The organism is Sporosarcina sp. ANT_H38 (assembly GCF_008369195.1).
GTDB lineage: Bacteria > Bacillota > Bacilli > Bacillales_A > Planococcaceae > Sporosarcina.
The window spans coordinates 1,079,153-1,103,363 of record NZ_VOBC01000001.1 but is presented as its reverse complement, the minus strand read 5'-3'; the positions used below and the strand labels follow the sequence as shown (position 1 = coordinate 1,103,363).

The 24,211-nt window shown below is 36.9% G+C and carries 23 protein-coding genes and 1 pseudogene; 3 read left to right on the top strand and 21 right to left on the bottom strand.

All coding sequences use genetic code 11. The features are described from left to right. Positions 1–57 precede the first annotated feature (57 nt). On the top strand, positions 58–870 hold the full coding sequence (locus tag FQ087_RS05075; protein WP_149580758.1) for a cupin domain-containing protein: 813 nt from the start codon (positions 58–60) through the stop codon (positions 868–870). Positions 871–1,115: 245 nt separating this feature from the next. Here FQ087_RS05075 and FQ087_RS05070 read toward each other — a convergent pair. Next, a pseudogene (locus FQ087_RS05070) lies at positions 1,116–2,493 on the bottom strand (IS1182 family transposase). Positions 2,494–2,886: 393 nt separating this feature from the next. Here FQ087_RS05070 and FQ087_RS05065 point away from each other — a divergent pair. Together FQ087_RS05065 and FQ087_RS05060 are read left to right on the top strand one after the other, a co-directional pair. Then, positions 2,887–3,195, top strand: coding sequence for a PadR family transcriptional regulator (locus FQ087_RS05065; protein WP_149579434.1), 309 nt, complete (start codon positions 2,887–2,889; stop codon positions 3,193–3,195). Positions 3,196–3,210: 15 nt separating this feature from the next. Then, a complete protein-coding gene (locus FQ087_RS05060) occupies positions 3,211–4,404 on the top strand; it encodes a chromate transporter (RefSeq protein ID WP_149579433.1) in 1,194 nt (397 codons plus the stop codon). Positions 4,405–4,952: 548 nt separating this feature from the next. Here the strand turns inward: FQ087_RS05060 and FQ087_RS05055 are convergent. The 20 genes from FQ087_RS05055 to FQ087_RS04955 all read right to left on the bottom strand — a co-directional run bounded on the left by FQ087_RS05055 (position 4,953) and on the right by FQ087_RS04955 (position 23,307). Continuing rightward, positions 4,953–6,401, bottom strand: coding sequence for an NAD(P)-binding domain-containing protein (locus FQ087_RS05055; RefSeq protein ID WP_149579432.1), 1,449 nt, complete (start codon positions 6,399–6,401; stop codon positions 4,953–4,955). After that, on the bottom strand, positions 6,402–6,608 hold the full coding sequence (locus tag FQ087_RS05050; protein ID WP_149579431.1) for a hypothetical protein: 207 nt from the start codon (positions 6,606–6,608) through the stop codon (positions 6,402–6,404). It abuts the gene before it with no gap. Positions 6,609–6,697: 89 nt separating this feature from the next. Further along, positions 6,698–7,009 (bottom strand): ArsR/SmtB family transcription factor, encoded by a 312-nt coding sequence (locus tag FQ087_RS05045; RefSeq protein ID WP_304624657.1) that lies wholly within the window; start codon positions 7,007–7,009, stop codon positions 6,698–6,700. Positions 7,010–7,153: 144 nt separating this feature from the next. Further along, entirely contained in the window at positions 7,154–8,200 is a 1,047-nt protein-coding gene (locus FQ087_RS05040) for a flavin-containing monooxygenase (protein WP_149579430.1), read from the bottom strand. A 79-nt stretch (positions 8,201–8,279) separates the two neighbouring features. Beyond that, positions 8,280–8,567 carry an ArsR/SmtB family transcription factor gene (locus tag FQ087_RS05035; RefSeq protein WP_149579429.1) on the bottom strand — a complete coding sequence of 96 codons (288 nt, stop codon included), beginning with the start codon at positions 8,565–8,567 and terminating at the stop codon, positions 8,280–8,282. A 472-nt stretch (positions 8,568–9,039) separates the two neighbouring features. Next, positions 9,040–10,842, bottom strand: coding sequence for a glutamine--fructose-6-phosphate transaminase (isomerizing) (glmS, locus tag FQ087_RS05030; protein WP_149579428.1), 1,803 nt, complete (start codon positions 10,840–10,842; stop codon positions 9,040–9,042). A gap of 757 nt (positions 10,843–11,599) precedes the next feature. After that, positions 11,600–11,764 carry a hypothetical protein gene (locus FQ087_RS22865; RefSeq protein WP_255452147.1) on the bottom strand — a complete coding sequence of 55 codons (165 nt, stop codon included), beginning with the start codon at positions 11,762–11,764 and terminating at the stop codon, positions 11,600–11,602. Positions 11,765–11,827: 63 nt separating this feature from the next. Beyond that, positions 11,828–12,532 (bottom strand): hypothetical protein, encoded by a 705-nt coding sequence (locus FQ087_RS05020; protein ID WP_149579427.1) that lies wholly within the window; start codon positions 12,530–12,532, stop codon positions 11,828–11,830. 123 nt (positions 12,533–12,655) lie between these two features. Beyond that, a complete protein-coding gene (locus FQ087_RS05015) occupies positions 12,656–13,162 on the bottom strand; it encodes a GNAT family N-acetyltransferase (protein ID WP_149579426.1) in 507 nt (168 codons plus the stop codon). Between the two features lie 507 nt (positions 13,163–13,669). Next, complete coding sequence (locus FQ087_RS05010) at positions 13,670–14,359, bottom strand: copper homeostasis protein CutC (protein WP_149579425.1); 690 nt, start codon at positions 14,357–14,359, stop codon at positions 13,670–13,672. Between the two features lie 27 nt (positions 14,360–14,386). Continuing rightward, positions 14,387–15,391 (bottom strand): asparaginase, encoded by a 1,005-nt coding sequence (locus FQ087_RS05005; protein WP_149579424.1) that lies wholly within the window; start codon positions 15,389–15,391, stop codon positions 14,387–14,389. 34 nt (positions 15,392–15,425) lie between these two features. After that, positions 15,426–15,896, bottom strand: coding sequence for a GNAT family N-acetyltransferase (locus tag FQ087_RS05000; protein WP_149579423.1), 471 nt, complete (start codon positions 15,894–15,896; stop codon positions 15,426–15,428). Positions 15,897–16,051: 155 nt separating this feature from the next. Beyond that, positions 16,052–16,990, bottom strand: a complete 939-nt coding sequence (locus tag FQ087_RS04995) for an MBL fold metallo-hydrolase (protein WP_149579422.1) — start codon at positions 16,988–16,990, stop codon at positions 16,052–16,054. Between the two features lie 420 nt (positions 16,991–17,410). Beyond that, complete coding sequence (locus tag FQ087_RS04990) at positions 17,411–17,833, bottom strand: organic hydroperoxide resistance protein (protein ID WP_149579421.1); 423 nt, start codon at positions 17,831–17,833, stop codon at positions 17,411–17,413. 23 nt (positions 17,834–17,856) lie between these two features. After that, complete coding sequence (locus FQ087_RS04985) at positions 17,857–18,153, bottom strand: putative quinol monooxygenase (protein WP_149579420.1); 297 nt, start codon at positions 18,151–18,153, stop codon at positions 17,857–17,859. A gap of 37 nt (positions 18,154–18,190) precedes the next feature. Then, positions 18,191–18,619: a MarR family winged helix-turn-helix transcriptional regulator gene (locus FQ087_RS04980; protein WP_149579419.1), complete on the bottom strand. Its 429-nt coding sequence runs from the start codon at positions 18,617–18,619 to the stop codon at positions 18,191–18,193. 129 nt (positions 18,620–18,748) lie between these two features. Continuing rightward, complete coding sequence (locus FQ087_RS04975) at positions 18,749–19,387, bottom strand: nitroreductase family protein (protein ID WP_149579418.1); 639 nt, start codon at positions 19,385–19,387, stop codon at positions 18,749–18,751. 526 nt (positions 19,388–19,913) lie between these two features. Next, positions 19,914–20,276 carry an outer membrane protein assembly factor BamD gene (locus tag FQ087_RS04970; protein ID WP_149579417.1) on the bottom strand — a complete coding sequence of 121 codons (363 nt, stop codon included), beginning with the start codon at positions 20,274–20,276 and terminating at the stop codon, positions 19,914–19,916. A 1,099-nt stretch (positions 20,277–21,375) separates the two neighbouring features. Beyond that, entirely contained in the window at positions 21,376–22,365 is a 990-nt protein-coding gene (locus FQ087_RS04960; RefSeq protein WP_149579416.1) for a YecA family protein, read from the bottom strand. A 204-nt stretch (positions 22,366–22,569) separates the two neighbouring features. Continuing rightward, on the bottom strand, positions 22,570–23,307 hold the full coding sequence (locus FQ087_RS04955; RefSeq protein ID WP_149579415.1) for a hypothetical protein: 738 nt from the start codon (positions 23,305–23,307) through the stop codon (positions 22,570–22,572). Positions 23,308–24,211 lie beyond the last annotated feature (904 nt).

The following is a 24,211-nucleotide window of genomic DNA, read 5'->3' as shown; positions in this document are numbered from 1 at the left end:
ACACTCCCTTTATATAGAGCATAGGATAATTTATAAGTTATGAAGGGATTGATAAAAATGTATTACGCTCCAAACTTGTATCAATATCCTTATTATGTTAATTTGCCGATGTATAACTATTGTGGACAGTCTGGTTACTGGACTAATCCTGTTGGGGAAGAACATACAAACAGATTTGGTTCTTTTCGCCCCTCGAATGGAAGCATTTTGTTAACAGATTATGGAGCAGAACCGTTTGTCGTCAATATTAATAAAGCTACGAAGCAAAACAATACGTATCGTACCGCTTTATGGACAGGAACTTATTTGCAAGTTACCTTAATGAGTCTCAATGTTGGCGAAGATATCGGTTTGGAAATGCACCCTCACGTTGACCAATTCTTACGTATTGAACAAGGTCAAGGTATTGTTCAAATGGGCAAGAGGAAAGATAATTTAAGCTTTGAAAGAAATGTCTACGATGATTCTGCAATAATAATACCTGCTGGAACATGGCACAATATAATTAATACAGGTAATATTCCGCTAAAACTTTATTCGATTTACGCTCCTCCTAACCATCCATTTGGTACAGTTCATGTAACAAAAGCAGATGCAGAGGCTTCAGAAGAAGGGTACGGTCACGGCAATGCAGATACAGTTGTTTTTGGCAGGACGCCAGATGAATGGATAAGGTACACGAATTTTTTGATGAATCAAGGCTTAGAGGATGTTAAAAGAGGAATAAATGCTACTCATATTCTTCAAGAATTTATTTTAATGGGAGTTCTTGTAGGGAAAGGGTATTCTCCTGAAAAAGCATATGAAACAGTAGAAGGATGGGAACGTACAGGAGAATCCAAACTTCTTCAGCAAAGCAAAAATATGTAGAATTAGAGGTGAAAGCATATAGTTGATTACACAATTGGTCGATACTACAATAAGGAGGCCGTTTTTTCTTTATTCTATTAATGAGTGCTTTAGTTTAACTACAGGTATTAGAAAGAAAATGGTTTGGTGAAAAATCGAGGCCACTGAAAAACTTACGTTTTTAAATCCCGTAAGTGAGCCTAAATCAAAAAAGACGCTATTTCGTTCGAAGTTGAACGAAATAGCGTCTTTTTCTTGCGTATTCCTTACTCTGATTCCTTCATTAGCGTTCTAATCCGTTTGAGATTGACCGCAAATATAGCCATCGCACCTTGTATCTGCATACCAAATAGACCGGCAGATGTGGCCACATCATACCCGTGTCTATGTTTTAACTCACTATTCTTCGCTTCAATTTTATAGCGTGATTTTGCTTTTCCTTTAAACTTATCGCTATTTTGAAACGCTTCTTGATCTTTATGTTCCGTTGATTTAATCGTCACGGAATAGGTTTTACTTTTCGCACCTTCTTTATAACAACCTTCACTAAGCGGACAAGTTTTACATTTATTGATACCAAAATAATAGGATTGACTTTGATTTTGCCCTACATTTTTCTTTCCAATACGTGCTTTTCGAATCGCCATATGGCCTGCTTTACATACATACCCGCATCTTTATTAAACTCAAATTCATCTTCCTTTGTACGATGTCCATGCGTAATGCCAGGATTTAATTTGGAGATGAGTTCCAGTTGTTTGTCTTTTGCGTAACGAATATTATTTATTTCAGAGTAAGCCGCATCCTCGAGAACTGTTTCAATTTCCATGCCCGTTTCTTGGCTTTTTTCAATTAAATAGTGCTGATATTTCCCGTCACTTTGTTCATCAGTTGTCAAAATCGCCGCTGTAATGATTCGTTCATCATTCGTCGCAATATGAGTTTTATAGCCAAAGAAAGAGGAGTCCTCTGTTTTATGACCGACTCGTGCATCTGAATCAGCCGAAAACTGAAGCTGTTCCGTGTAATCCTCTACAGCCTCTTTCAGCAAATTCAACTTCTCTTTGACGGCCGGAATTGAGACAAGGTGGGACTCTTTTTCAATCGAAAGAAAAGTTTCCCGCAAAAACAACTACCAACGAAGTTAAAGACGAATTAGCATATTGCGAAAAAGTGATTTCAGGTTATAACGTACTTTTGTATGTGTGGCGTCCACAATAATTGTCCTACTCTTGATCAATTTTTTATCCAGTGCGATTTCAACCATTTTTGAATGAGCAAATCTAATAAGCCCAGGTCTTGAAGACGGAGCTTACGGAATTTCGTTAAAGAACTTGAAATAATAACTGCGTCTTCTGGTGCCATATCAAGAAAGTATTTAAACGACATATCGTATTTCGAACATTCTACGACATCCCCATCGGATAGGTCAAAGATTGATTTGAGTAATAAATATTTGAACATACGAATCGGTGGCACTGCATTGCGACCGTTATCGAGGCAATATTTACTTTTTAATTCTTCGAGCACAAAAGAAAAGTCGACAAGGTCAATGATTTGACGGAACTGATTATCTTTGGGCACAACCATATCGTAAATCGCCATAAATGGGCTGAGGTTTAACGTTTCTTGATTTGAAATCATCGGTACACCGCCTAGAATTTGTCCCTTTATTGTACTAATTATTTTTTCGTAACTCAGTGAAATACTTAGGTAGAACCAGCGAAGGCGCCTTCTTAGTGGTAGCCGGAGCGATAAGACTGGCAGTGATCTTCTGCCTGGCTTATCGCGGGAGGCATCCACGAAGCGCCGAAGCGTTTTCCATGGGAATTTCTAATCTAAACTTTAATAGTGGACTTTTTCAGTGGCCTCGAAAAATCCAAGCCATTTTTTTCGTAAGTTTTAATTTATGGATGTTAAGAATATGTAAATTTCCTTATTTAGGCTATGTAAATATGGAACATGATGCTATGTTAGTAATATCGAAAACCAATATTGATATTAAATATAGGCATTCCACATTTAGGAGGTGACAAATTGGAAGACAAAGTGCTGAGAAAACTTTTTCTTGGTTTTATTCACATACACATATTACATCATGCAAAAGAACTCCCCATTTTCGGTGTATGGATGTTAGAAGAACTTAGGGAACACGGCTATAGTATCAGTTCAGGTACTCTTTATCCTATCCTACATTCAATGGAGTCTGATGGACTTCTAATAAGAGAAGATAAAAACGTGGATGGGAAAATTAGAAAGTATTACACAACAACTGAAAAAGGAGATCTAGTCCTTATTGAAGCTAGGAAAAAGGCCTATGAACTCTTCAAAGAAATCAAAAACTAACAAAAGGAGCCAACAATGAATCAAACTAACCCTAATAGGGGATTTAAATCACTTTTGGAGATATTTTTAGTTTCATCACGACTTGGATTTACATCTTTTGGTGGACCAACAGCTCATTTAGCGTATTTTCATGAAGAATATGTACGAAGAAGAAAATGGATGGATGAAAAGAGTTATGCGGATTTAGTTGCTTTATCTCAGTTCTTACCTGGTCCGGCCAGTAGCCAAGTGGGTATCGGAATAGGCGTTATGCGGGCAGGTGTATTAGGTGGAATTATATCTTTTATCGGGTTTACGCTACCTTCAGTTATTGCACTTATCCTTTTTGCTTCACTGCTTACTGGATTTGATATCGGAAATGCTGGATGGATACACGGATTAAAAATTGTGGCAGTAGCGGTAGTTGCACATGCGATTATCGGTATGGCAAAAAACTTGACGCCTGATTTAAAAAGAAAAGCCATCGCTTTATTCGCACTAATAGGCACACTTCTTTGGCAATCAGCTTTCACTCAAGTAGGTGTCATTTTAATCGCAGCATTCTTTGGGTTCCTTTTATTTAAACAACACGATGAAGTTGAAGAAGCTAAATCGAACTTCCCGATAGCTAAAGGGGTTTCGGTGATCTGTCTACTGTTATTTTTCGGTTTGTTATTTCTTTTACCGGTTATCAGAGAAATAACTGGATCCTATTGGGTAGCAATGTTCGATAGTTTTTATCGTTCAGGTTCTTTAGTCTTCGGTGGAGGTCATGTCGTTTTGCCTTTATTAGAACAGGAACTTGTACCTACTGGATGGATAAGCGAAGAGTCATTCTTAGCAGGTTATGGAGCTACGCAAGCAGTACCTGGTCCTCTATTTACATTTGCAGCCTATTTAGGAACCGTTATGAAAGGTTGGCAAGGTGGTTTAGTCGCAACGTTTGCAGTTTTCTTACCTGCTTTCCTTCTTATTCTTGGGGCGTTACCATTTTGGGATAGTTTACGTAACAATCCTAAAATTAAAGGTGCAATAATGGGCGTAAATGCAGCAGTTATCGGAATTTTAATCTCTGCTTTTTATTTTCCGATTTGGACAAGTTCAATCTTGGCCCCTATTGATTTTGCTCTGGCTGCAATTTTGTTTAGTATGCTAGCCTATTGGAAACTTCCACCTTGGATTATTGTGGTTTCTGGAGCTATCGGTGGATCATTATTATCTTTATTGTAATACAACAAGAAAAGCCCTTCAAATTGAACTGCCCCGTAAATGTTAGACATCAACTAACATTTACGGGGTGTTTTTAATTTGCAATGTACTATTTTATTTCATTTAACAAGACCACTAAAACAAATTGCCGTGTTTATTGAATTAAAGGGTTAACTGGGGGTCCGACCGTGAAATGGCGTTATATTTTCTAAGGGTGCATGACTTAAAAGTTACGTCACCTTTCGGTTATGAAAATACGTATTGTCTTTACCTATATTTAGGAATGTAAAAAGCCACCCTCTACGGAGTACTGGTATACCTAAAGCTATAAAACCAGCCAAATTGTAAATCTGTAATAGTCCTAAAGGAGTCATAAAGCTAAGAATAGATTTATCTACCAAGGTGTATCCTGTGATAGAAAGTCCTATTCCACTTGTAACTAGTATAGTTATCACGCTTTTTTTATCTAAACGGTTTTTAAAAATGCCACTAAGTGCAAATAAGCCGATGACAATTAATTAGTTGCGAGTTTGACGAATGATTTTTTCCGTCATCGATAGTCCACCCCTTTAACAGCTGCCGGTTGTGGCGTTGCAGCATGATTCTTCTTTAGGATTTCGCAAATTAACACTACAAACCCCCGTTTCAGGCAAATCAAGTTCAACTCGCTTAGAGGCTTCTATGTCTCCTGCAAGATAGGCTGTTATTGAACGTACTTGTTCATATCCTGTTGCCATTAAGAATGTGGGAGCACGACCGTAACTCTTCATACCTACAATATAAAGATCTTGTTCTGGCTGGCGTAGAATTTCTTCACCATGGGCACGAACGGTACCACAACTGTGTTCGTTTGGATCGATTAGTGGTGCTAGTGCTGCGATACTTTCTGTTGCCGGGTCAATGGACAATCGGAGTTCTTGTTCAATTGAAAAGTCCGGACGACTTCCAGCATTGACAATCAACTCATCAATCCCTTTTATAATGGTCATTTCGCCTTCATAACGTCCTACTAACTCCATTTGTCCATTCATTGATTTGACTTGCATCGTGTAGAACGGTGTATATACTTGCACTTTACCTGAATCGACCAATGAATGTATTTTCGAACCGAGTGCCCCGCGTGCTTCAAGTGCATCTTTTTCTTCGCCACCGTAAGCATCTTCTACATTTTTTTTACGTAGAATCCAAATCAATTTTGTTTCCGGAAATTCTTTTTGTAAATCGGCCAATTCTAACAATGTATTAATAGCAGAGTGCCCACCACCAACCACTGCAACTGTTTTATCCGCATAGCGTTTCACACTTTTCGTTATATCTGGAATACCGTATTCAATGTGGTTTTCGCATTGTTTTTCAGAATTCAACCAAACACCATTTGAAGTAGCAGGATTTGGGTTCCCCCATGTACCCGTTGCATCAATAATTGCACGTGCTTCTACTATTTCAATATCATGATTTCTTTCTACATAAATTTCAAAAGGTTGCTTTTCACGATTTAATGATTTCATTTTATCATTTTGTTTACGTGAGATTGAAATAACTTTTGAGTTGTATCGAATGGCTTCTTGTAAGACGGGTAATGCACTTAAAGGTACTAAATATTGGTCCACCAACTCTTTTCCTGTCGGTAAAATATCATCCTGTGGTGATTTCCAATCCGTTTCTTCAAGGAGTTGACGGGCTGCTTTGTCAATATCGTATTGCCAAGGGCTGAACAGCTGAACATGTTGCCACTTTAGAATATTGTGTCCTACATTTTCACCTGATTCAAAGACGATGAAAGGCACTTTTTGAATTGTTAAATGTGCCGCTGCCGCAAGTCCGACTGGACCAGCTCCAATAATGGCTACAGGTAAATCTAAGTTAAATTGCTTTTGTTCCGGTTTTTCTACCGTCACTTCAGGCGATGAACAACAAGTCGATTCATTTACCGTTTCAGGTGCACAACAAGAAGTCGTTGTTGGTTCCTCACTGCAACATGATGTCTCTTTTGTAGTAAATAATTTAATTTCTTTCATTTATAATTCCCTCTTTTCTAATAGTTGAATTGCTTGCTCAAATTGTTTAACTGTTTCTTCTCCATACAAAAAGGCTTCACCTTTAAAAAAATTTTCTCTCATATAAAACATAGCTTCTTCTAAGGGAAACTGTCTTGTTTTCATAATGAGTTCTAAATAACTTATAAAGTAATCGACAGATAATGTACTTGCATGATTTACCGTCATTTTTTATCTCCCCGTCTGGTGTGAATGATTACAGATTCCAATCCTTTCTTACAATACATCAACTTTTTTTGATGTATTGTAAGAAAAAATTACTCAGGATAAAAAAGACAACAAAGATCCGATGATAAAATCTTCTTTATTTCATTAGGATTGGCTGAGTAATAATTCCATTTCCCTTCTTTCTTGACAGAAATAAAGTTCACATCTAATAAGATTTTTAGATGATACGATAACTTAGACTGAGGCAATGCTAGTAGTTCACTCAAATCACAAACACAGGTTTTTCCTTCTGTAGCCAAAATACGCAATATATAAAGTCTCTTGTGATCCGACAATGCTTTAAATTTCTTCTCATAGTCAAGTAAAGTTGTATCATAAACATCTGGCTGTTTAATCATCATTATTTATCCCCTCACATCAAATATTCTTGATGTATAGTATATTATGCTACATCGTACAAAGTGTCAATAAATAAACTTAGCCCTCTGCAATATTTCCAAGGGACTCAAGACAGTTATGTCAAAGCCCATACCCAGGCTTTACAACTATAATAAAGCTTTGACCTTATTAACAATATATTTTGCATCCTTACCAACGCCTCGTAAAGTAGCAGAGGAAAATGATCGTTGACCCGGTAAACCTACATAAAATAAACCTTTATTCGATGTACTTGCACCTTCTTGATGTACTGGTATCCCTTTTTCGTCAAGAGCCCCCTGGAGAGGGTAGAGGTAATTCACATTAGGCTGGTAACCAGTTGCAAAAATAATCGTATCTACTTTTTCTTCTTCGTCAGATTCCCAAGTAACTCCGTATTTATTTATTGATACAAACATATCCCTTCTATCAGGATTATTATTCATGATTGCACGTTTAAAAATATTCCTGTCTATAACTGAAGTGTTAAAAGCGAGTTTATTGGCAAACGGAAAATAATCTAGACCGGTCGCGCTAAACCAGTAATGTATATCCTTTCCTAAAATTCTTTGCGGGATAAATTTGATTGGTTCACGTGTTGCGAGAGTAACTTGAGATTTCTCTCGTAGTTCATAAGCTATTTGAACTGCTGAGTTTCCAGCACCAACGACAATAACTCTTTTATTCACGTATGGTTCTGGGTTAAGGTACTGGCTTGAATGTATTATTTCACCATGAAAAGTTTCGATATCCATAATATTCGGAACATCGGGAGAGTCAAACGATCCTGTTGCTGAAATTATTGTTTTGGCTTTGAATAACTCACCTTCTTCAGTCTTAATTAAAAATAACTCTTTGGTTTTAAGGACTTCGGTTACTGTTTTTCCTGTACTAATGTTTAATTCAAATTTTTGTGCGTAAGTATTTAAATAAGACATAACCTCTATTTTCGTCGGATAAAGATCAATATCCCCTAGAAATCTCAAACCAGGCAGCGAAGAATACTGCACTGGTGAAAATAGCTTGAGACTATCATAATATAATGGCCACGAACCTGCAGTTTGATTGCTCTTTTCTAAAACAAGATATTTCAAACCTTTATTCTTTAAATAGTATGCGGTAGCTAATCCCGATTGCCCTGCACCGATGACTATCGAATCAAATATAATTGTCAATATAAAAACTCCTTTTTAATATCGCGTTTTAGCGATATGTATCATATAAAATAGAACATATAGAATATCTTCCATATGTTCAGTTACAACATTTCATTAGAATTGAATTTATATCTTGTAAAATCCTCACGATATTGTTTTTGTTAGGCGAGTAAAGAACCTCTTTCCCCTCCTTCTTTGAATTTAAAATACCTGCTTTTTTTAGCATAGAAAGCTGTTCAGAGGCTGTTGATTGTCCAATCCCTATTAATTCAGCTACTTGATTTACAGTAACTTCATTTTTATTAAGAAACAAAAGTATAATTGCTTGTCTTTTTTCATTTGCTAGGCCTTTAAAAAACAGTTGTACTTCTTCACTAATCAACATTTTACTACACCTCCATCATTTATACGTATCGGCAATACACGATATGTGGAATATCTTATTACTAATTTCAATATTTGTCAAACGTATATCGAAAAAATTTAATTTTTTTGCTTTCCAGCAAATCAAATCCTTAGAATTATTCGGACGTAACATTTCACAATAATATACTCAGTTCTCGGTACTACAGATTGTCTTTTTCGTAAGCCCGAAATTTTGGAACAGTATTTCCCTCTGCTCAAAGATGATTCAGACAACATTCAGCAAATCATAAAATGTGCTACCTGTTCGAATTGAAAAATCGTAATAGATACAAAAAAATCCCCATAAAAAAATCGTATTTAAAAGGATACCCTTTTAAATACGATTTCACATTTTTTTAGTTAGTATATAATTTTCTCACCAAGTATACGTCTTTTTTGTCCAGTATACATCTTTTTTGTCACTTAACAACAACATTTATTTCAAATCAACCTCACTCCACTGTAACCGATTTAGCTAAATTACGTGGTTTATCAACGTCACATCCTCTATGAAGAGCCGCATAGTAGCTAATCAATTGCAATGGTATTACTGCGACAAGCGGTGTAAGCAAAGCATGAACGCTTGGCAGAACAAAGCGATCGCCCTCTTCTTGCAAGCCTTCCATTGAAAGTATACAAGCGTTCGCTCCTCGCGCTACAACTTCTTTAACATTACCACGAGTGTTGAGACGCACAGCTTGTTGAGTAACTAATGCGAATACAGGTGTTCCTTCTTCAATCAATGCTATCGTTCCGTGTTTTAATTCACCACCCGCAAAGCCTTCTGCTTGAATATAGGAAATTTCTTTTACTTTAAGTGCTCCTTCTAAGCTCACGTAGTAATCAAGTTGACGTCCGATGAAGAACGCATTTCTTGAGACTGCTAGGAACTCATACGCAATTTGTTCCATTTCTTCTTTTGCATCCACAAGGGTTTGAATGGCATTTGCGGCGATGGCAAGCTCTTTCTTCATGTCTATATCAACTGTTTCTCCATGTTTTTTTGCAACAACATAGGCGGCAATAGCAAGAACCGCTACTTGTGCTGTGTAAGCTTTCGTAGACGCTACTGCGATTTCTGGACCCGCACATAAAGGTAAGGTATGATCTGCTTCACGAGAGAGTGTGGAGCCTGGAGCGTTTGTCATCGTAATACTTGGATAGCCTAACGCTTTTATTTTCACCAAAACTTGTCGGCTGTCTGCAGTTTCACCCGATTGTGTAATGAAAAGAAATAATGGTTTTTCCGAAAGGAGTGGCATGTTATAGCCAAATTCGCTTGAAATATGCACTTCAACTGGAATGCCCGCGATTTTTTCAAAATAGTGCTTGCCGATTAGACCAGCGTGATAACTTGTGCCTGCTGCAATAATATAGAGTCGGTCGGCTTCCTTAAAAGCATTCACAATATCTAAATCCATTGCAAGCTCACCTTGCTCATTTTCATATGCTTGAATAATCTTACGGACAACCCCTGGCTGTTCGTCTACTTCTTTTAGCATAAAGTGAGGATAAGTGCCTTTCTCGATGTCGCTCATATCTAGCTCTGCAGTAAAAGGAGCACGGTCAATTTTCATGCCATCCAATGTCATCAGTTCGATTGCTTCTTTGCGAACAATGACAACTTCTTGATCATGAAGTTCCACGTATTGGTCCGTTACTTGTAGCATTGCCATAGCATCAGAGGCAACCACATTGAAGTGTTCTCCGACCCCTATTAGTAATGGGCTTTTGTTTTTCGCAACGAAAATTGTGTCTTCTTCATTAGCATCCAACATGGCTATCGCATATGAACCTTGAAGTAAGGACAGTGTGTGACGGAAAGCTGTTTCAGTTGTCATGCCGTCTTTCACGAACTTTTCAACAAGCTGCACGATGACTTCTGTATCCGTATCAGAGCTCATTTGAACTTCCTGTAAATATTCTTTTTGCAGGCTGTGATAATTCTCAATCACACCATTATGCACGAGTGTAAATCGACTCGATACACTTTGGTGAGGATGTGCATTCGTTTGATTTGGGACACCGTGCGTGGCCCAACGTGTATGACCAATTCCAGTTGACGCTAAGATTGTTAAATCTACTGCTTCACGAAGGTCTGCAATACGTCCCTTTTCTTTCATAACGGTAATGCCTTCTTCATTGCGTAGAGCGATCCCTGCTGAATCATAGCCGCGATATTCTAACCTTTCAAGTCCTTTCAAAAGAACTTCCTTAGCATCTAACTCACCAATATAACCTACTATTCCACACATATTTATTCCTCCGATGTTTGCAAAATAAGCAACACTTAACTACACTCCTGCTGAATTAGCGAAGTGTACTTGCATATTGCTTGAAAGATTTGCCTTTTTGCTCCTTTGTCCATTCGATTGCTCAAATGATTTACTAGCAAAATTACAACCGGGCAATTGCGATCGGGAGGCTTCCGCCGAAAATTCGATACTCCTCCACCTCGTCTGCTGAAAATTAGTGACGTCCGATTTCTTCAGCACTGGCGCTTAAACTGTTTTCCGATTTACGTTTAACGCGTGATTTTCACTCCTTTTACACGCGGTGATAAATAGCCTATCTATTACTAGTAGCTATGAATCAACTTTATTATCTTACAGAACTTGCTGTTTTTTTGTCAATAAATAACGAGAGTAAGATTAGATTTATAAATGATTCTCTGATAGCACCTAGTTATTTCAGAATCTACTCCTACATACTAAAGTATGCAAAATGATAGTCGAATCACAACAGTTTTTGGCACATCAAAAAAAATCAGTCATATGAGTAAAATGGCTGATTGCTTTTCCTTTATTTATTTGGTTACTGTAATTCCCGCTATATGGACCTATTTCCGGCTTATGATGCACTATATTTTCGTGGCTTCGAAAATTTAAAAATGCCGATCAACAAACATACCATACTAAAAGCCCATATGATTCCAGCGATTCCTAACAGCAATGAAATTTCTTCAGATGCCATTACGTGTTTGTAATCAAAAGAAATAGCCTTTATGGAAAATTAGAAGGCAACTGACAATAATAACAGATGCAATATAGTCCAGACGTATGCAGATCGACTTGTTTTATTTTTAAACAAAAGTAACAATAATATTAGCAGGACTAGTCCCGTTACAATTGAAAAACCGCCAATTAACCAATCAATTCCACCTTCTTCTAAGGGCATCGGACTCCCTCCTCGAATAATAATATTCCGAATTAATTGTATAGTTTAATTATTCCACAAACACTAATCCTCTATAATTGTTGATAACTCACTTTCAATCAGCACCTTTTCCCAGGCTTGAGCAACGACCTGTCTATCATTTTCAGAACCATTTAATACTTCAGAAGAACATAAACCTAGTCTTACCGTCGCTTTCAAAATATGCGTATCAGGGGCGATTGTAATCAATTCTCGGGACTGCCAACAAACTCCTGTAAACGTTTCCATAGCATATAACCAATAATTAAAAATTTTTGGTCCAGAAAGATATGGGAATTCTGGTTTTCTTTTTAATTCAATGATACTTTTTAAGACGGCTATATCAAAATGAGCAGATTCAATCAATCCTATTACGTCACCATTGAGAGATGATTGAGCAATTCCTTTAGGAACACGCTGCCAAATTTCAGGATGGCGATTGGGTTGCAAAGCGACTCGATAATGAACTAAAATACTACGTAATTCATCCAAATCGCTTTCAGATACTATTTTAGGATTAAAAATCCATCGAGAGCTTTCATCCAAATATGCTTGTGCAACCGACTCCCATAGCTTGTATGAGTTTCTTTGATAATTTAAAGCCATCCCTAATGTCAATACATTCATTAACTCATCTTTCGGAACAATTCCATTTAGTGCATCCTCTGGCATTTTCTTACCGCCAAGTAGCCCTTCAGCATGCATTTGTATTAGTAATTTCACGTTTTCAATAAAAGAACTTTTCTCCATTCCATCCTCCGAGTTTGTCTCGATAGCTTATAAAATATTATGGTTTGTAATAGTTCGATTGTTCGCCATCCCAATAAAATACAACTTCTCCAATTATACTCAGTTCTTTAAAAAGTACTTCACTCATTTTAGCATTAATTCAAAATACTCCTCATTAAAATATTTATCATTAATTTTAAGTGCTTTCTCTTCCATCCCAAAGACTTTAAATCCTAATTTGGTATATAGTTTCTTTGCCTTTTCATTAGTTGTTACTACAGTCAAATTAAGTTTTTCTATCGTTTCAATTGTTCTTGCTTTGTTAATTGCTTCAGAAAGTAGTTCTTTTCCTACACCTACACCACGCATATTAGGATTTACGTACATTGCTAATATATTTGCCTTGTGTCTAAGATTTAACGGGATTTCTTGAAGTAAAGTAACTACACCTAAAAGTTCTCCATTATTAAATGCCCCAAATGTAAAGTTTCCTTTATTCGACAAATTCTTTGCAACGCTTTCTACTGGATTTTGTCTCTTTATTGCTTCTTCATAGTTTGTAGCAAAAGCCTCTGGATTAAGCTCTAACGCCTCTAACCTTAAATCCCAGTAACTTTTTGCATCTGACGGTTTGAGCAATCTTATTTCCAATAGTATCCCCCCTTCGTATTCTTGTTTACACCAGAAATATTTACGAGGTAATCTGTTTGAATGCAGGTTATTTCAAGTGCACCTTTTAAGCAAACTAAGTATTCAAAGTTACTCACGATGAAGAATACATTTCTTAGAAGTACTAAGAATTCATGTATTTAGAACAATTTCTATCTGGCATTGCAGTTGAAACAAATTCAGGTGTTAATGTAGAGTGCGACAGCGAAAAAGTGATAAAAATACAATTTTATCTACTAATTTAATCACAATTCTACCTTCTTGCTAACTTTCCTATTAATTACCTTCTATCTAATCTCATTTTTAGCGATTATTCAAAGAAATTCCGGTGCGAATGTCCCAGGGATTTCATGTGCACTATAGGTTCGCACTCACAATTACTCTAAAATCTATGGATGTTTAAAATTTATATCCTCGGTTTCAATTTCAATCTCCTAGAGATGCAGTAATACCAATGTTTGAATGGACATATGTACGCTTCTACAATACTTAACTAGTCTCAAGCTCACTTTTTATCGCCGTAATAACTGCCTCATCAATAGGATACATAAAACTCCTATTCATACGAACAGCTGACCCGAAATGGACTTCTTCTAGCCCTGTTGCCGAAACTAATGAAGACAACGTTTCAGGGTTCATACCATTCCCCGCTAAAATCCGAACAGATGTATTTTTAGACTCGTCTACCAATTTCTTTAGTTGTTCAGCGGCTTCTGGCGCTGGTGCCTGTCCTCCCGAAGTCAAGATTCGCTGAATCTGCGGGAAACTAGCAATGACTTCAAACGCTTCCAGCTGATTTTCTATCTCATCAAATGCACGGTGAAAAGTGACTTTCATCTCCCCAACTTCCTCCAACAAACGTGATAGAGCTTCTGTATTCACTTTGCGTTCCTTAGTTAGCACTCCAATAACGACTCCCGCAGCTCCCGCACGTTTTATATGGCGAATATCGGCTATCATTACAGCTAAGTCATTGTCATCATAGTGAAAAGTACGACTATGCGGCCGAACGATTACATGAACCGGAATATTGACCCCCTTAACTACCGCTTCCACCAATCCCAAACTTGGCGTTAGCCCACCTTCAGACAATGCTGCACAAAGTTCCAATCGATCGGCACCGCCACGTTCTGCCGCAACTGCATCGGCCATACTTGTAGCTATAATTTCTAACATCATTTTGATAACTCCTCACATGAATTCATTTTATTTCTGTAAATCAAACACAATTTTTCTTTCTCCAACAACCGTAAGATTATCATTTATTATTACTTTTGGCGACAATTCATACAAACGCTCAATCGTCCCTTGGTTTTCATAACCGATCTGTTCCAAAATAGATGCAACTATGATTGGCCATACCAGTTCAGATCCATCCATCACTTTTAATGCAAAGCTCATTCGTTCTTTCCTAAGTGCAAAACCATACACGCCCTTGGCCCCACCTTTAGCCACGATATTAGGGTCTGTCAGTAAAACAGAACAGATGAAGTCGTGACTCGCAATCATCTCCGGATGTGCATTCATATAACCAGTAATTTTCACGACAGCTTCTCTCATTTCAGGCTGTTGAATCAAGTCTGGACAAGCAAGTTTCAAATACGCTTGCGCAATGTGTTGAAGAGGCATTGCATACACCGGGAATCCACATCCATCAATCCCAATGCCTATCGCCTCCTTCGGATAATTGGACATGTCAGCCATTGCCGCTAAGCTCAGCTGCTGTACAGGATGTTCCAAATCCCAATAACCGTCAATGTCGTATCCCAGTACTTTCGCCAAGGCGATAAAGCCGCTATGCTTTCCCGAACAATTATGATAAAGCTTTCGCTGTTCACCATTCTTTCGGTGATAGTTTGCTTTTGGCTCTTCATTCAGCGGATAGGTTGGACAGCAATAAAATTGGTCTTCATCAATACCGGTCTTATGTAAAATCGATTCCAGTGCCTCAATGTGATAGTCTTCTCCACGGTGCGAAGCAGCAAATAAAGCAGCTTCTTTAGATGTAAGCCCAAACTTGTCGTCCACTCCATATTGAATAACTGGAATTGCCTGAAAAGGTTTTGCCGCCGAACGAAGAAATGTCATATGATTTTGGTCTCCAACAGAATAAAGAACATCTCCTTCTGCATTGATTCCACAAATAACACCCAAATGAACGTTTTCTAAAATGTCATTACGGTATTCTTGTACTAGAACTTGTTGGTCCATTCTCTGTCCCCCCACTTGCTCGTTATAAAATAATTCAATACAGGTGGTAACTCATCACGATGAGTTCGCCACTCCTCCCCATCTCTCGAACGCCTTTATCAATATAGCCACAGTTTTTATACAAAGATTGAGCTATCTCGTTATTAACATTTACAGCGAGGACGATTTCATCAATACCAATAAAATGACTTGTAACAAGGTCTGGCACAAGCATCAATGCATTCTTCCCATAGCCTTTACCTTGCTGATGAAAATCGGTCGAAAAACTTCTAATTAATATAGCATTGTCATTATGGGAAAAAGACTTGACACCCTCACCTTTATGTAGGCTAAAGAACGTAACCACTTGCTCATTTTCTACTGCTAAAATCGAATATCGATCCCGTTCTGCATTCGAAAGATCAATTGCGTCTTTAGGCGTACCCGTAAAGCGTAGTTGTTCGTCGGTTAATGTGTAGTTTTCAATAAGCTTATCAAATTCCGGATTATAAAAATGTAGTTTCATATCTTCTATTCCTCTCCAAAACAGTGTTAATTTTATACTGTATAAGTTTAGATAAAGATTCCTTTCAAATCCGCTACGGCACCCCAGTTAAGGCGTCTTCACTCAATTTCTACATAATAATTATATGCTCATTATATCTTGAAGGTTCTATGTAGTTATCCCATAAAATAATCAAGCATTCCCATTGAACTGACTTGCATATCTACTTTTATTAAACCATACACCTCATGGTCATCAGGTACTTCCATCTCCTTTAGGTACCCCCTAACTCGGCCAAGAAGTCGTTGCGCAAGTACTTCATGACCCTTTTGTTCAGTAACGACTGTTTCCGCCTCTTCCACGAAAATATCAAGCCACTTAGATACTTGTAGAAGAGCTTTGTTTGGGTTGTTGGTCATGCCAAAATGTCCAAAGTAAATACAATCGAGATTCATCCCAAGCATACGGTTAATTGCCCGCCGCATAGCTTCTGGTTCAAATTGGTTTGGTGAAGTAGAAGGCAGAAACAAATCGACACCATCGCGAATCAATTGCTCATAGCGAATGCCAACTGTATCTCCGGTAAACAGGCCGTTACTGACCGGATCATAAATACTGAAATGATGTTTCGCATGTCCTGGGGTATCCAAAAACTTCAATGTACATGTCGGACCAATCTTTAAGGTATCTCCCTCTTCTTTAACGAGCAAGTGCTCTTTTGGTACGGCAATAATTGGATCAAACAGTTCCGAAAACCTTTCCCCATATACTACTTTGGCTCCGGCAATCAATCTTTCAGGATCAACCAAGTGCCTTGCGCCTCTCGGGTGTACAACAACAGTAGCATTGGGGCATTGTTGAATGAGTAATCCAGCCCCTCCCGAGTGATCCAGGTGGATATGCGTCACGATGATATACTTCACTTGATCTAACGAGAATCCCAGTGCATCTAATCCCCGTTTCACATACTTAACCGACGGACTTGGACCAGTGTCAACAAGTGTCAGTTCTTCTTCATCAAAAACATATGTCCCCGTTCGTTCAGGTACACCCAAATCAAACCCATCTATTAAATAGATTCTTTCATTCAATTGAATATAATCTTTTTTTCGCATCATAAAATCCTCCTACCATGTTTATTCCAAAGAGTTTAATTTATTATATCAGCAATTATCTGAGTTATCTTTAAGTTTACAAATTCTATAAAAAAACATGCTGTCCATTTGAAACATTGCCCTTTCATTTAATTATTAGCACAAAAAAAGAGTCTCCTATATCTAAGGAGTCTCTCACTGACTGGTTTTTGAAAAAATGAATAGTTAAAACTACTTGCTATAAAGAGGAATCTTCCACTCCTCTTTTATTTCTTTAAAACGAGTCACAGAAACTAGGTGTAACGTCAGTTCTTCTATAATTTCATCAAAATCATATACCATGAGATTCTGAGGTTTATGAACATAAAAAAAACCAAATGGAGCCACTTTTTAATGTGTCTGCCATTTGGGGTTACATACAAAATAAGGAGCATTTAAAAATTATAGTATCTCTAGTGTAATTTCGATATTGTCTCTTGTAGCTTTAGAGTAAGGACAGACTTGATGTGCTTTTTCTACTAGATCCTCTAACTGATCTTTTTCAATGTCCGTCCCTTTAACTTGTAAGGTAACTGCCAGTTTAAAGCCTTGGTCTGCCTCATCTTTTAATAAGCTAACATTTGCGGTGACCTCTGAAGAGAACTTTACCTTTTCTTGCCTAGCTACTAATTGCAAAGCACTGTCAAAGCATGCAGCATATCCAGCTGCGAATAATTGTTCAGGGTTTGTAGATGTCTCTAATTTTTTCGCTCTTGGGCTTCCCGGCATGGCAGTATCGAAATTAATGACACCATCAGATGATTGAACTTTACCTTCTCGTCCTCCCGAAGCGGTTACCGTTGACGTAAATAATATATTTGACATGATCTCACATCTCCTTTTATAAATTATGCTTGTACAGGTTCTCCGCTAAATACTTTAAGGTCCATTGGTGCAGCCATGAAGGCTGGAGCTTTTTTAGTAAAGGCAGTGAAATGTTCACTCGTATTATGGGTTGCAGTAGCCTCTATATCTTTCCAGATTTCAACCATTGTGTAATGGCATTCTTGTTCAGTAGATTTCATCAAATCGTAGCTAATGTTACCTTTTTCAGCTCTTGTTGCTTGAAGAAGTATTTTGGCTTCTTCCAAGAATGCTTGTTCTTGGTCTGGTTTTACTTGAAGGTGTGCGTGAATAATAAACATAGTTATCCATCCTTTTTTATCGTATTTGTCATAAATTTCAGTATTCACTTATATTATTTTGCATGCGGTTAAGCATGTCAGATAGTGACTCTAAATCTTCAGGGTTAAAATCATGAAGCATTTGGTTCACGAAACTAATCTTTTCTTTTTTGTAACCGACAATTTGTTTACGCCCTTCCTCAGTAAGACGAACAAATATCACTCGATTATCGGCAGGGTTTCTTCGTCTTGTCACCATGCCGTTTGCCTCAAGTTGTTTTAGGTGACGGGTAATGGCAGCACTGTCTATATTGACAGCTTTTTGAAGGGTGGACTGATTAATTTCTTCTGCTTCATAAAGCTGATGTAGCAATTCATAGCGTGAGGCGCTAATGCCTGTACACCGCTCAAATTTAGGGCTAATTTGATTATTGAGCCCTTTAAGTAGATATAAGATTTGTTCCTGATTTGAAAGTGAACATCGCATCAATTGACCTCCTAAGTAATTTATGAGGCAACATATACGAGTGTCTACTATTCATTGAACGCTCAATCATTGACCCATCAATAAATATAATGCAAAATGATCTAACATGCAACTCAAATGAATTCTATCTTATTTCCATTTTGTAGTTGCTTCGACAGGCAGACGATACGATTGAAAACCTTCATTAATGGCTTTTCCAATGGAGATTAACATTACCGGAATATAACGATCTTTATCCAGTCCATAGGCTTCAGCAATCTGGTCTTTCTCATAACCTCCGATAGGATTCGTATCATAACCGTAAGCACGGGCTACTAGCATAAGTTGCATTGAGACAAGACCAGCATCTAGCATAATTGTATCTTTCATTTCTTCATCGGACATATTTGCATAGAGCACTTTAAAATAATCTAATTGAGCTTCTTTAACTTCTTGAGGCATATATCCAAGTTCAACTGCTGTGCTGTATATTTCTTCGGCGTTTTCAAAATTATTCCGGTCAGCGAAGACAGCGATTACCGCAGATGAACTCATGACTTTATCCTTGTTGAATCTGGAAAGAGGGGCAAGCTTTGCTTTTCCTTCTTCGCTGTCAATGATGAGAAATCTCCAAGGCTGCATATTAATAGAAGATGGAGCTTTTGAAGCTTGAGCTATAATTTCACTCATTTCTTCACGGCTGATTTTAACAGTTGAGTCATATTCCTTAATGGAACGACGACCGTTTACAATTTCATTGAAATCATTCATTTTTTGATATTTTTGCATGGTGTAAGTGCTCCTTTTTCATTTTATATTTATTGACGAATCAATGTTTGACATATCAATAGTTGATGCATCAAGTAATATAATATACATACGAGAAATATGCAACACCTAAGCTCAATTTACCTAGATTTAACACAAAACAATGTACTTGACTGGTAGTCACATCTTAAAAACTCTTCATTACATTGGAGTAAATCCTTTGCTTCTACTGCTTCAGATTCCGTGTGAAATAATGCCGTTCGCTCCCCTACCCGTACTAATTATGTAGGTATCAAGACGAGATTAAACGTTAAATAATGCCCACCTGTTTTAAGGAGGGCATTATTGTATATTTTATTTAGTTGGACTGTTGATAACTAAAGGAATAGTTCGTCTAAGCATGTTCAACTGTAGGATCCATATTCGGTAGATTTTCAAACACATACACTGATTGACCCTGTTTTTGTTACCTAAACTCACATGTAGATGCGGTTTACAAAACACCCGTTCTTGAATTGAAGCGCCCGTTATATTAATAATAGTTTCCTTATTCGCCTGCCATATAGCCAATTACTTTATTGAGATCGGGATCAACAAGTATTAAAGGTGTACCAACTACAACATTCTCTTTGTCTTCAAAAGAAACGCTTAATAGCTCTTGTCCTTCATAAGTTTTATCCAACAATTCATAGCTATTATCAGCAATTATTTTCTTCACTTCTGCACTTTTCCAGTCTTCTTTGGCTGTGTCATTCCAATCTTTTTCTTCGATAAACTCCCAAGCAACTTTTCTAACTTTTTCATAACTATCTGTATCAGTGAAATTCCCTACGTCTTGTTTATTCGAACAACTAGCAACCAACAACATCAAAAATGCAGTTATTGCTAAATATAAATATTTCAACTTCATATACTTACCCCCACTTTTCTTATTAGTCGTTAATATTTTATTAAAGTTTCAGAAAACCTCCTTCTTCCACTAATCAGCTGCATTAGCGGAAGGGAAATTGTGTCAGCGCTCTTAATTTATGACACCTGGAATAGATAATAAAATCTCCATTTCTTATTAAAAGGGAGCCATTACGCATATCGAACAGCTCCCCTCTTCTTAGATACTTGGTTTTTGTTGCCTTAATGTCACGCTTTTAGTCTTTTTGTTTAACAAAGAAAATTTTAAATTTGAAACTGTATATGACATAAATTATGAATTAACATAGTTCAATGATTGTAGACACTAAAAAAGGATCTTTCAGTTGAAGATCCTTTTTCATGCTTTATTGAACTATATAGTTTGAGATTCTACAGTAAATCCTGTTACAAAACATAAAGAAAAAACTACTATTTCCGTTGGGGCAATTATGTTGTCCACAAAATAAGCCAATCAATCTTGTACACTTAATACATACAACGGAATAGTTGAAGGGGACCCTTTAATCGAGACGTTAACAAGTATCCCATAATTGGCCGTACATGCTAACTCCTCGACTATTGCCGAGGCACAGCGAGGATACTTACAATTAATTACGGATTTGTCTCTATTATCCATAACGTTTGCTTGTTCTATTAAAAAATCAAAAATATTCGGGTTATCTCCAGAGTCCTCAGCCCTTTAACAAGAAATTCAAATCTTGCCTTCGAATCATGGGTTGGATACTTCTACTTGGTCTGAACACATAGCTATGTTTATGTAATTTTGCCTCACAAATTGGATCTAAGACCTGAAGAATTGTCCTCAAGTTTCTTTCTCATTGGTTTTCTCTTTCTTGCTTTTTAATCTCATGGAGTTCAGAAATAGTTACAAGTTTATATCCTTGCTTCTCAAGTTCTGGCAAGTTTTTTTCATGGCTTATACCATTTGTTCACGCTTTCCACCCCCGTCTTGAAACAAGGTTATATTTCGAGGCTTCGTACCTTTCATTTCTTGATAAAGTAAATAAAAAACATCCCACTCAACTGGTTTTTCCCAGTGAATGAGATGTTTTAGTTAGAATTCGTATTTCGTGTCTTGTCTATTCTTTGCTAGAATAATACGCATTTAGATCATTGTAATATTTATTCAATGAAGATGGAGATACTTCAAACCATTCGGCTATCTCTTTAACAGTTATCGTAAGAGGTTCAAATAAGGCATTTTCCTGACCAAAACGAATAGCTCCAGCTGCAATCGCTACTTCTTTTCGTGCATTCGGCTGCTGCTCTACTAAATAATCTTCTATTATTTCTATTAACTGGTCAGATTCTCGGTCATTTTTCTCTAAAAACTCAATTGCTTTTTGGAGTACGCCTGCTTCGAAGTTGGTAAATTCTCCTCCATCATAGCCATCCTCACCAAGCAACTTCCAAAATGCAATCCCATTTTCTTTTAAAAATGAAGGAACAGATTGATCTTTTTGTAATTCAAACTGCTGTACGAATTCCCCAAACGCTTTAGTATGGTCTGTAGGGAAGAAAATCAAGCTTGAAACCGCCAAATAATGATTGTCCTCGGAAGAGCCGTCCGGCAAAATGAAACAATACACATGTACGCCTACAGGTACAGGCTTTTCGCTTTCACGTCGTAAACGTATCGTTTCATCTTCCAATATATTTCTAACTGACATATAAGCATCATCCACTGCTATTACTTCACCGATGAAAACACGTGGATCAGACCACGTTTCTAACACTTTCACCACAGATGGACGGATAACTTTTTTACGTTGTTTTTCCATATAGTTTTTCCAAATGTCCGGTTTGTGATGGAAAAAGAATTCATCCATGACAATCGCCTCAATCATTTCCTCGACTAAATACTTCTTAAGCGGCTCACTCCATTTTTTAACCAAGCTCAAGAATTCATTTAAGTCACGTCTTTCAGGATACTCTTCATAAAAAGCTTGTAAAATCCTTTCAAGTTCATCCGATTGCACTTCTTCTATTGAAAATGTCGCTTTTGATTCACAACATTTTTTATATTTTTTCCCACTACCACAGAGACATGGATCATTACGTCCAATCACATTAACACGCCCTTTTATTAAATAAGAATACATTTAAGTGTAACATGTCTATACTAAAATAATAAGCACTTATTTCCGTTTTACCATTTTGGTGTGAGCAAAAAAACTAAACTGGAAATGGTTCATTTTGAAAATGAAGGGAAGTAAGATATATCAACTCCCCTCCCTCATTAAATTGACATGTAATTTAGATGAAGTTCAACCTTAATCCAATTCAAAGTACTGCGTTAAGGGTACTTTTCGTCCTTCGTTATGCCAATTATGATAGTGCTTAAAAACTGTATTTATATTACCATTAGCTTGAATTTCTATTAGATACTTCACTGCTAAAAAACTACGCCAATAATCATACATAATACTAGCTAAACTGCCTCGATAAGAACTACTACCAAATTCATCCAAAGGACGATTTCCATATTCATCCTTGAATACTTCAACTAATTCAGATTCCACTGTTGTTATTTCTTCAAATTCTTTTTGAGTTAACAGCAATCTTCTTGGCAAATAAAAACACATGCCTTCTTCAAACCATATACTGTTTTCTCGAGCAACTTCAAAATCGTCTATAAATAAATCGGAATGATGCGTCAATTCGTGAGCTAAGATAACAAACAAATGATTTTCGGAATAGTTTTCATAGAAATTCTGAATGTATGAAAGGTTTCGTCCCTCTAATTGTTTTAAAAAAAGCTTTCGCCATGCTTTTAAATCAGGAGACATATAGATAATCTCATTGTTTGTATAAGCAGGTATTGGAATTGTAGAAAAAACTGTAGTAGCAAGCTCTTCAGTAGTCCATACGATACCTTTTGGAACACTAGATAATGCATATTTTTCTTTCAACATATATTCGTACTGCACTAACCTTTTACTAAACCTTTCGGTAATAGCTTGAAAGCTTACGTAATCTTCTACTTTTTCAAATGCATAGATCTGTTTCATTCATATTAAATCCCTTCATTTGTATTGGCATAGAGTTACACTTTTTTGCTTCATGTGGACTATTAACCGCTTTAGCCTGCTCTTTTTATTCCAGATTCGAAATGTCTTTCGCTTGTTCTTTCCAATGTCCAAGCTTTTTATAAACCTTTGGACTAATTGATTGATACACTTCCTTTATTAAAGAACACTCTTCTTCTGCTTCAAAACATTTACCTTGCAAGAGTATGGTAAGGCGTTGGAATTCTCTCATTTTTCCACATTTTTCATTGGAGATATCTCTATATTATTCTGCTAAGTTTTCGGTTTGAGTGCTTTACTTTTCCCCAGTTTCGCTATTTTTAAAGTGATAGCTAGTAATGTTATCATCATTTTAACATTTTATGTATGGGGAATTTAAAATAGGTGTGCGAAATTCAGCCTAACCGCCTTACAATGTTAACTGAACGGGCTTGAATGGAATCATTAACTCTAACTATATATAAATGATTATCAGATGAATTAATGAATGGTTTTCACTTTACAAATACTTCAAATCATCTTGATGAATAAAGTACCCATTTAAACGAAGTACGCCTTTTGGCATTGCTAGTTACCATTTCATATTTTCGTGGAAAGTGTATTTTACAAATGCTATTACGACACTAACAATAAAAACTATTGACTAAATATTAAGCTTTAGTTTACACTTTTCATGAAGCTCCTTTTAATAGTATAGGTAACTGATTTAGTCGTCGTTTCCTTGCTACTAATTAGGGGCATTTTTTTGCAGGTAATTGATTAATTCTTTAAGCAGCTCCACATCATTCCACCGCAATACAATGCAACAATAGCGGATATCTGCAAATTAATTTAGCTAAATATTGGACAAATGAATTCCTGTTTAAACTAAGCGAAGGCGCCTACC

Excerpts from the sequence above, each read along its gene's own strand:
- FQ087_RS05045 (WP_304624657.1), bottom strand. The coding sequence starts at position 7,009 with ATGATGATTAAACAGCCAGATGTTTATGATACAACTTTACTTGACTAT.
- FQ087_RS04985 (WP_149579420.1), bottom strand. The coding sequence starts at position 18,153 with ATGTTTATTATTCACGCACACCTTCAAGTAAAACCAGACCAAGAACAA.
- FQ087_RS05050 (WP_149579431.1), bottom strand. The coding sequence starts at position 6,608 with ATGACGGTAAATCATGCAAGTACATTATCTGTCGATTACTTTATAAGT.
- FQ087_RS05005 (WP_149579424.1), bottom strand. The coding sequence starts at position 15,391 with ATGGACCAACAAGTTCTAGTACAAGAATACCGTAATGACATTTTAGAA.
- FQ087_RS05035 (WP_149579429.1), bottom strand. The coding sequence starts at position 8,567 with ATGTTGATTAGTGAAGAAGTACAACTGTTTTTTAAAGGCCTAGCAAAT.
- FQ087_RS05010 (WP_149579425.1), bottom strand. The coding sequence starts at position 14,359 with ATGATGTTAGAAATTATAGCTACAAGTATGGCCGATGCAGTTGCGGCA.
- FQ087_RS05055 (WP_149579432.1), bottom strand. The coding sequence starts at position 6,401 with ATGAAAGAAATTAAATTATTTACTACAAAAGAGACATCATGTTGCAGT.
- FQ087_RS04995 (WP_149579422.1), bottom strand. The coding sequence starts at position 16,990 with ATGCGAAAAAAAGATTATATTCAATTGAATGAAAGAATCTATTTAATA.
- FQ087_RS05075 (WP_149580758.1), top strand. The coding sequence starts at position 58 with ATGTATTACGCTCCAAACTTGTATCAATATCCTTATTATGTTAATTTG.
- FQ087_RS05060 (WP_149579433.1), top strand. The coding sequence starts at position 3,211 with ATGAATCAAACTAACCCTAATAGGGGATTTAAATCACTTTTGGAGATA.
- FQ087_RS04955 (WP_149579415.1), bottom strand. The coding sequence starts at position 23,307 with ATGAAACAGATCTATGCATTTGAAAAAGTAGAAGATTACGTAAGCTTT.
- FQ087_RS05000 (WP_149579423.1), bottom strand. The coding sequence starts at position 15,896 with ATGAAACTACATTTTTATAATCCGGAATTTGATAAGCTTATTGAAAAC.
- FQ087_RS05020 (WP_149579427.1), bottom strand. The coding sequence starts at position 12,532 with ATGGAGAAAAGTTCTTTTATTGAAAACGTGAAATTACTAATACAAATG.
- FQ087_RS22865 (WP_255452147.1), bottom strand. The coding sequence starts at position 11,764 with ATGCCCTTAGAAGAAGGTGGAATTGATTGGTTAATTGGCGGTTTTTCA.
- FQ087_RS04970 (WP_149579417.1), bottom strand. The coding sequence starts at position 20,276 with ATGAAGTTGAAATATTTATATTTAGCAATAACTGCATTTTTGATGTTG.
- FQ087_RS04975 (WP_149579418.1), bottom strand. The coding sequence starts at position 19,387 with ATGCAAAAATATCAAAAAATGAATGATTTCAATGAAATTGTAAACGGT.
- glmS (WP_149579428.1), bottom strand. The coding sequence starts at position 10,842 with ATGTGTGGAATAGTAGGTTATATTGGTGAGTTAGATGCTAAGGAAGTT.
- FQ087_RS04990 (WP_149579421.1), bottom strand. The coding sequence starts at position 17,833 with ATGTCAAATATATTATTTACGTCAACGGTAACCGCTTCGGGAGGACGA.
- FQ087_RS04980 (WP_149579419.1), bottom strand. The coding sequence starts at position 18,619 with ATGCGATGTTCACTTTCAAATCAGGAACAAATCTTATATCTACTTAAA.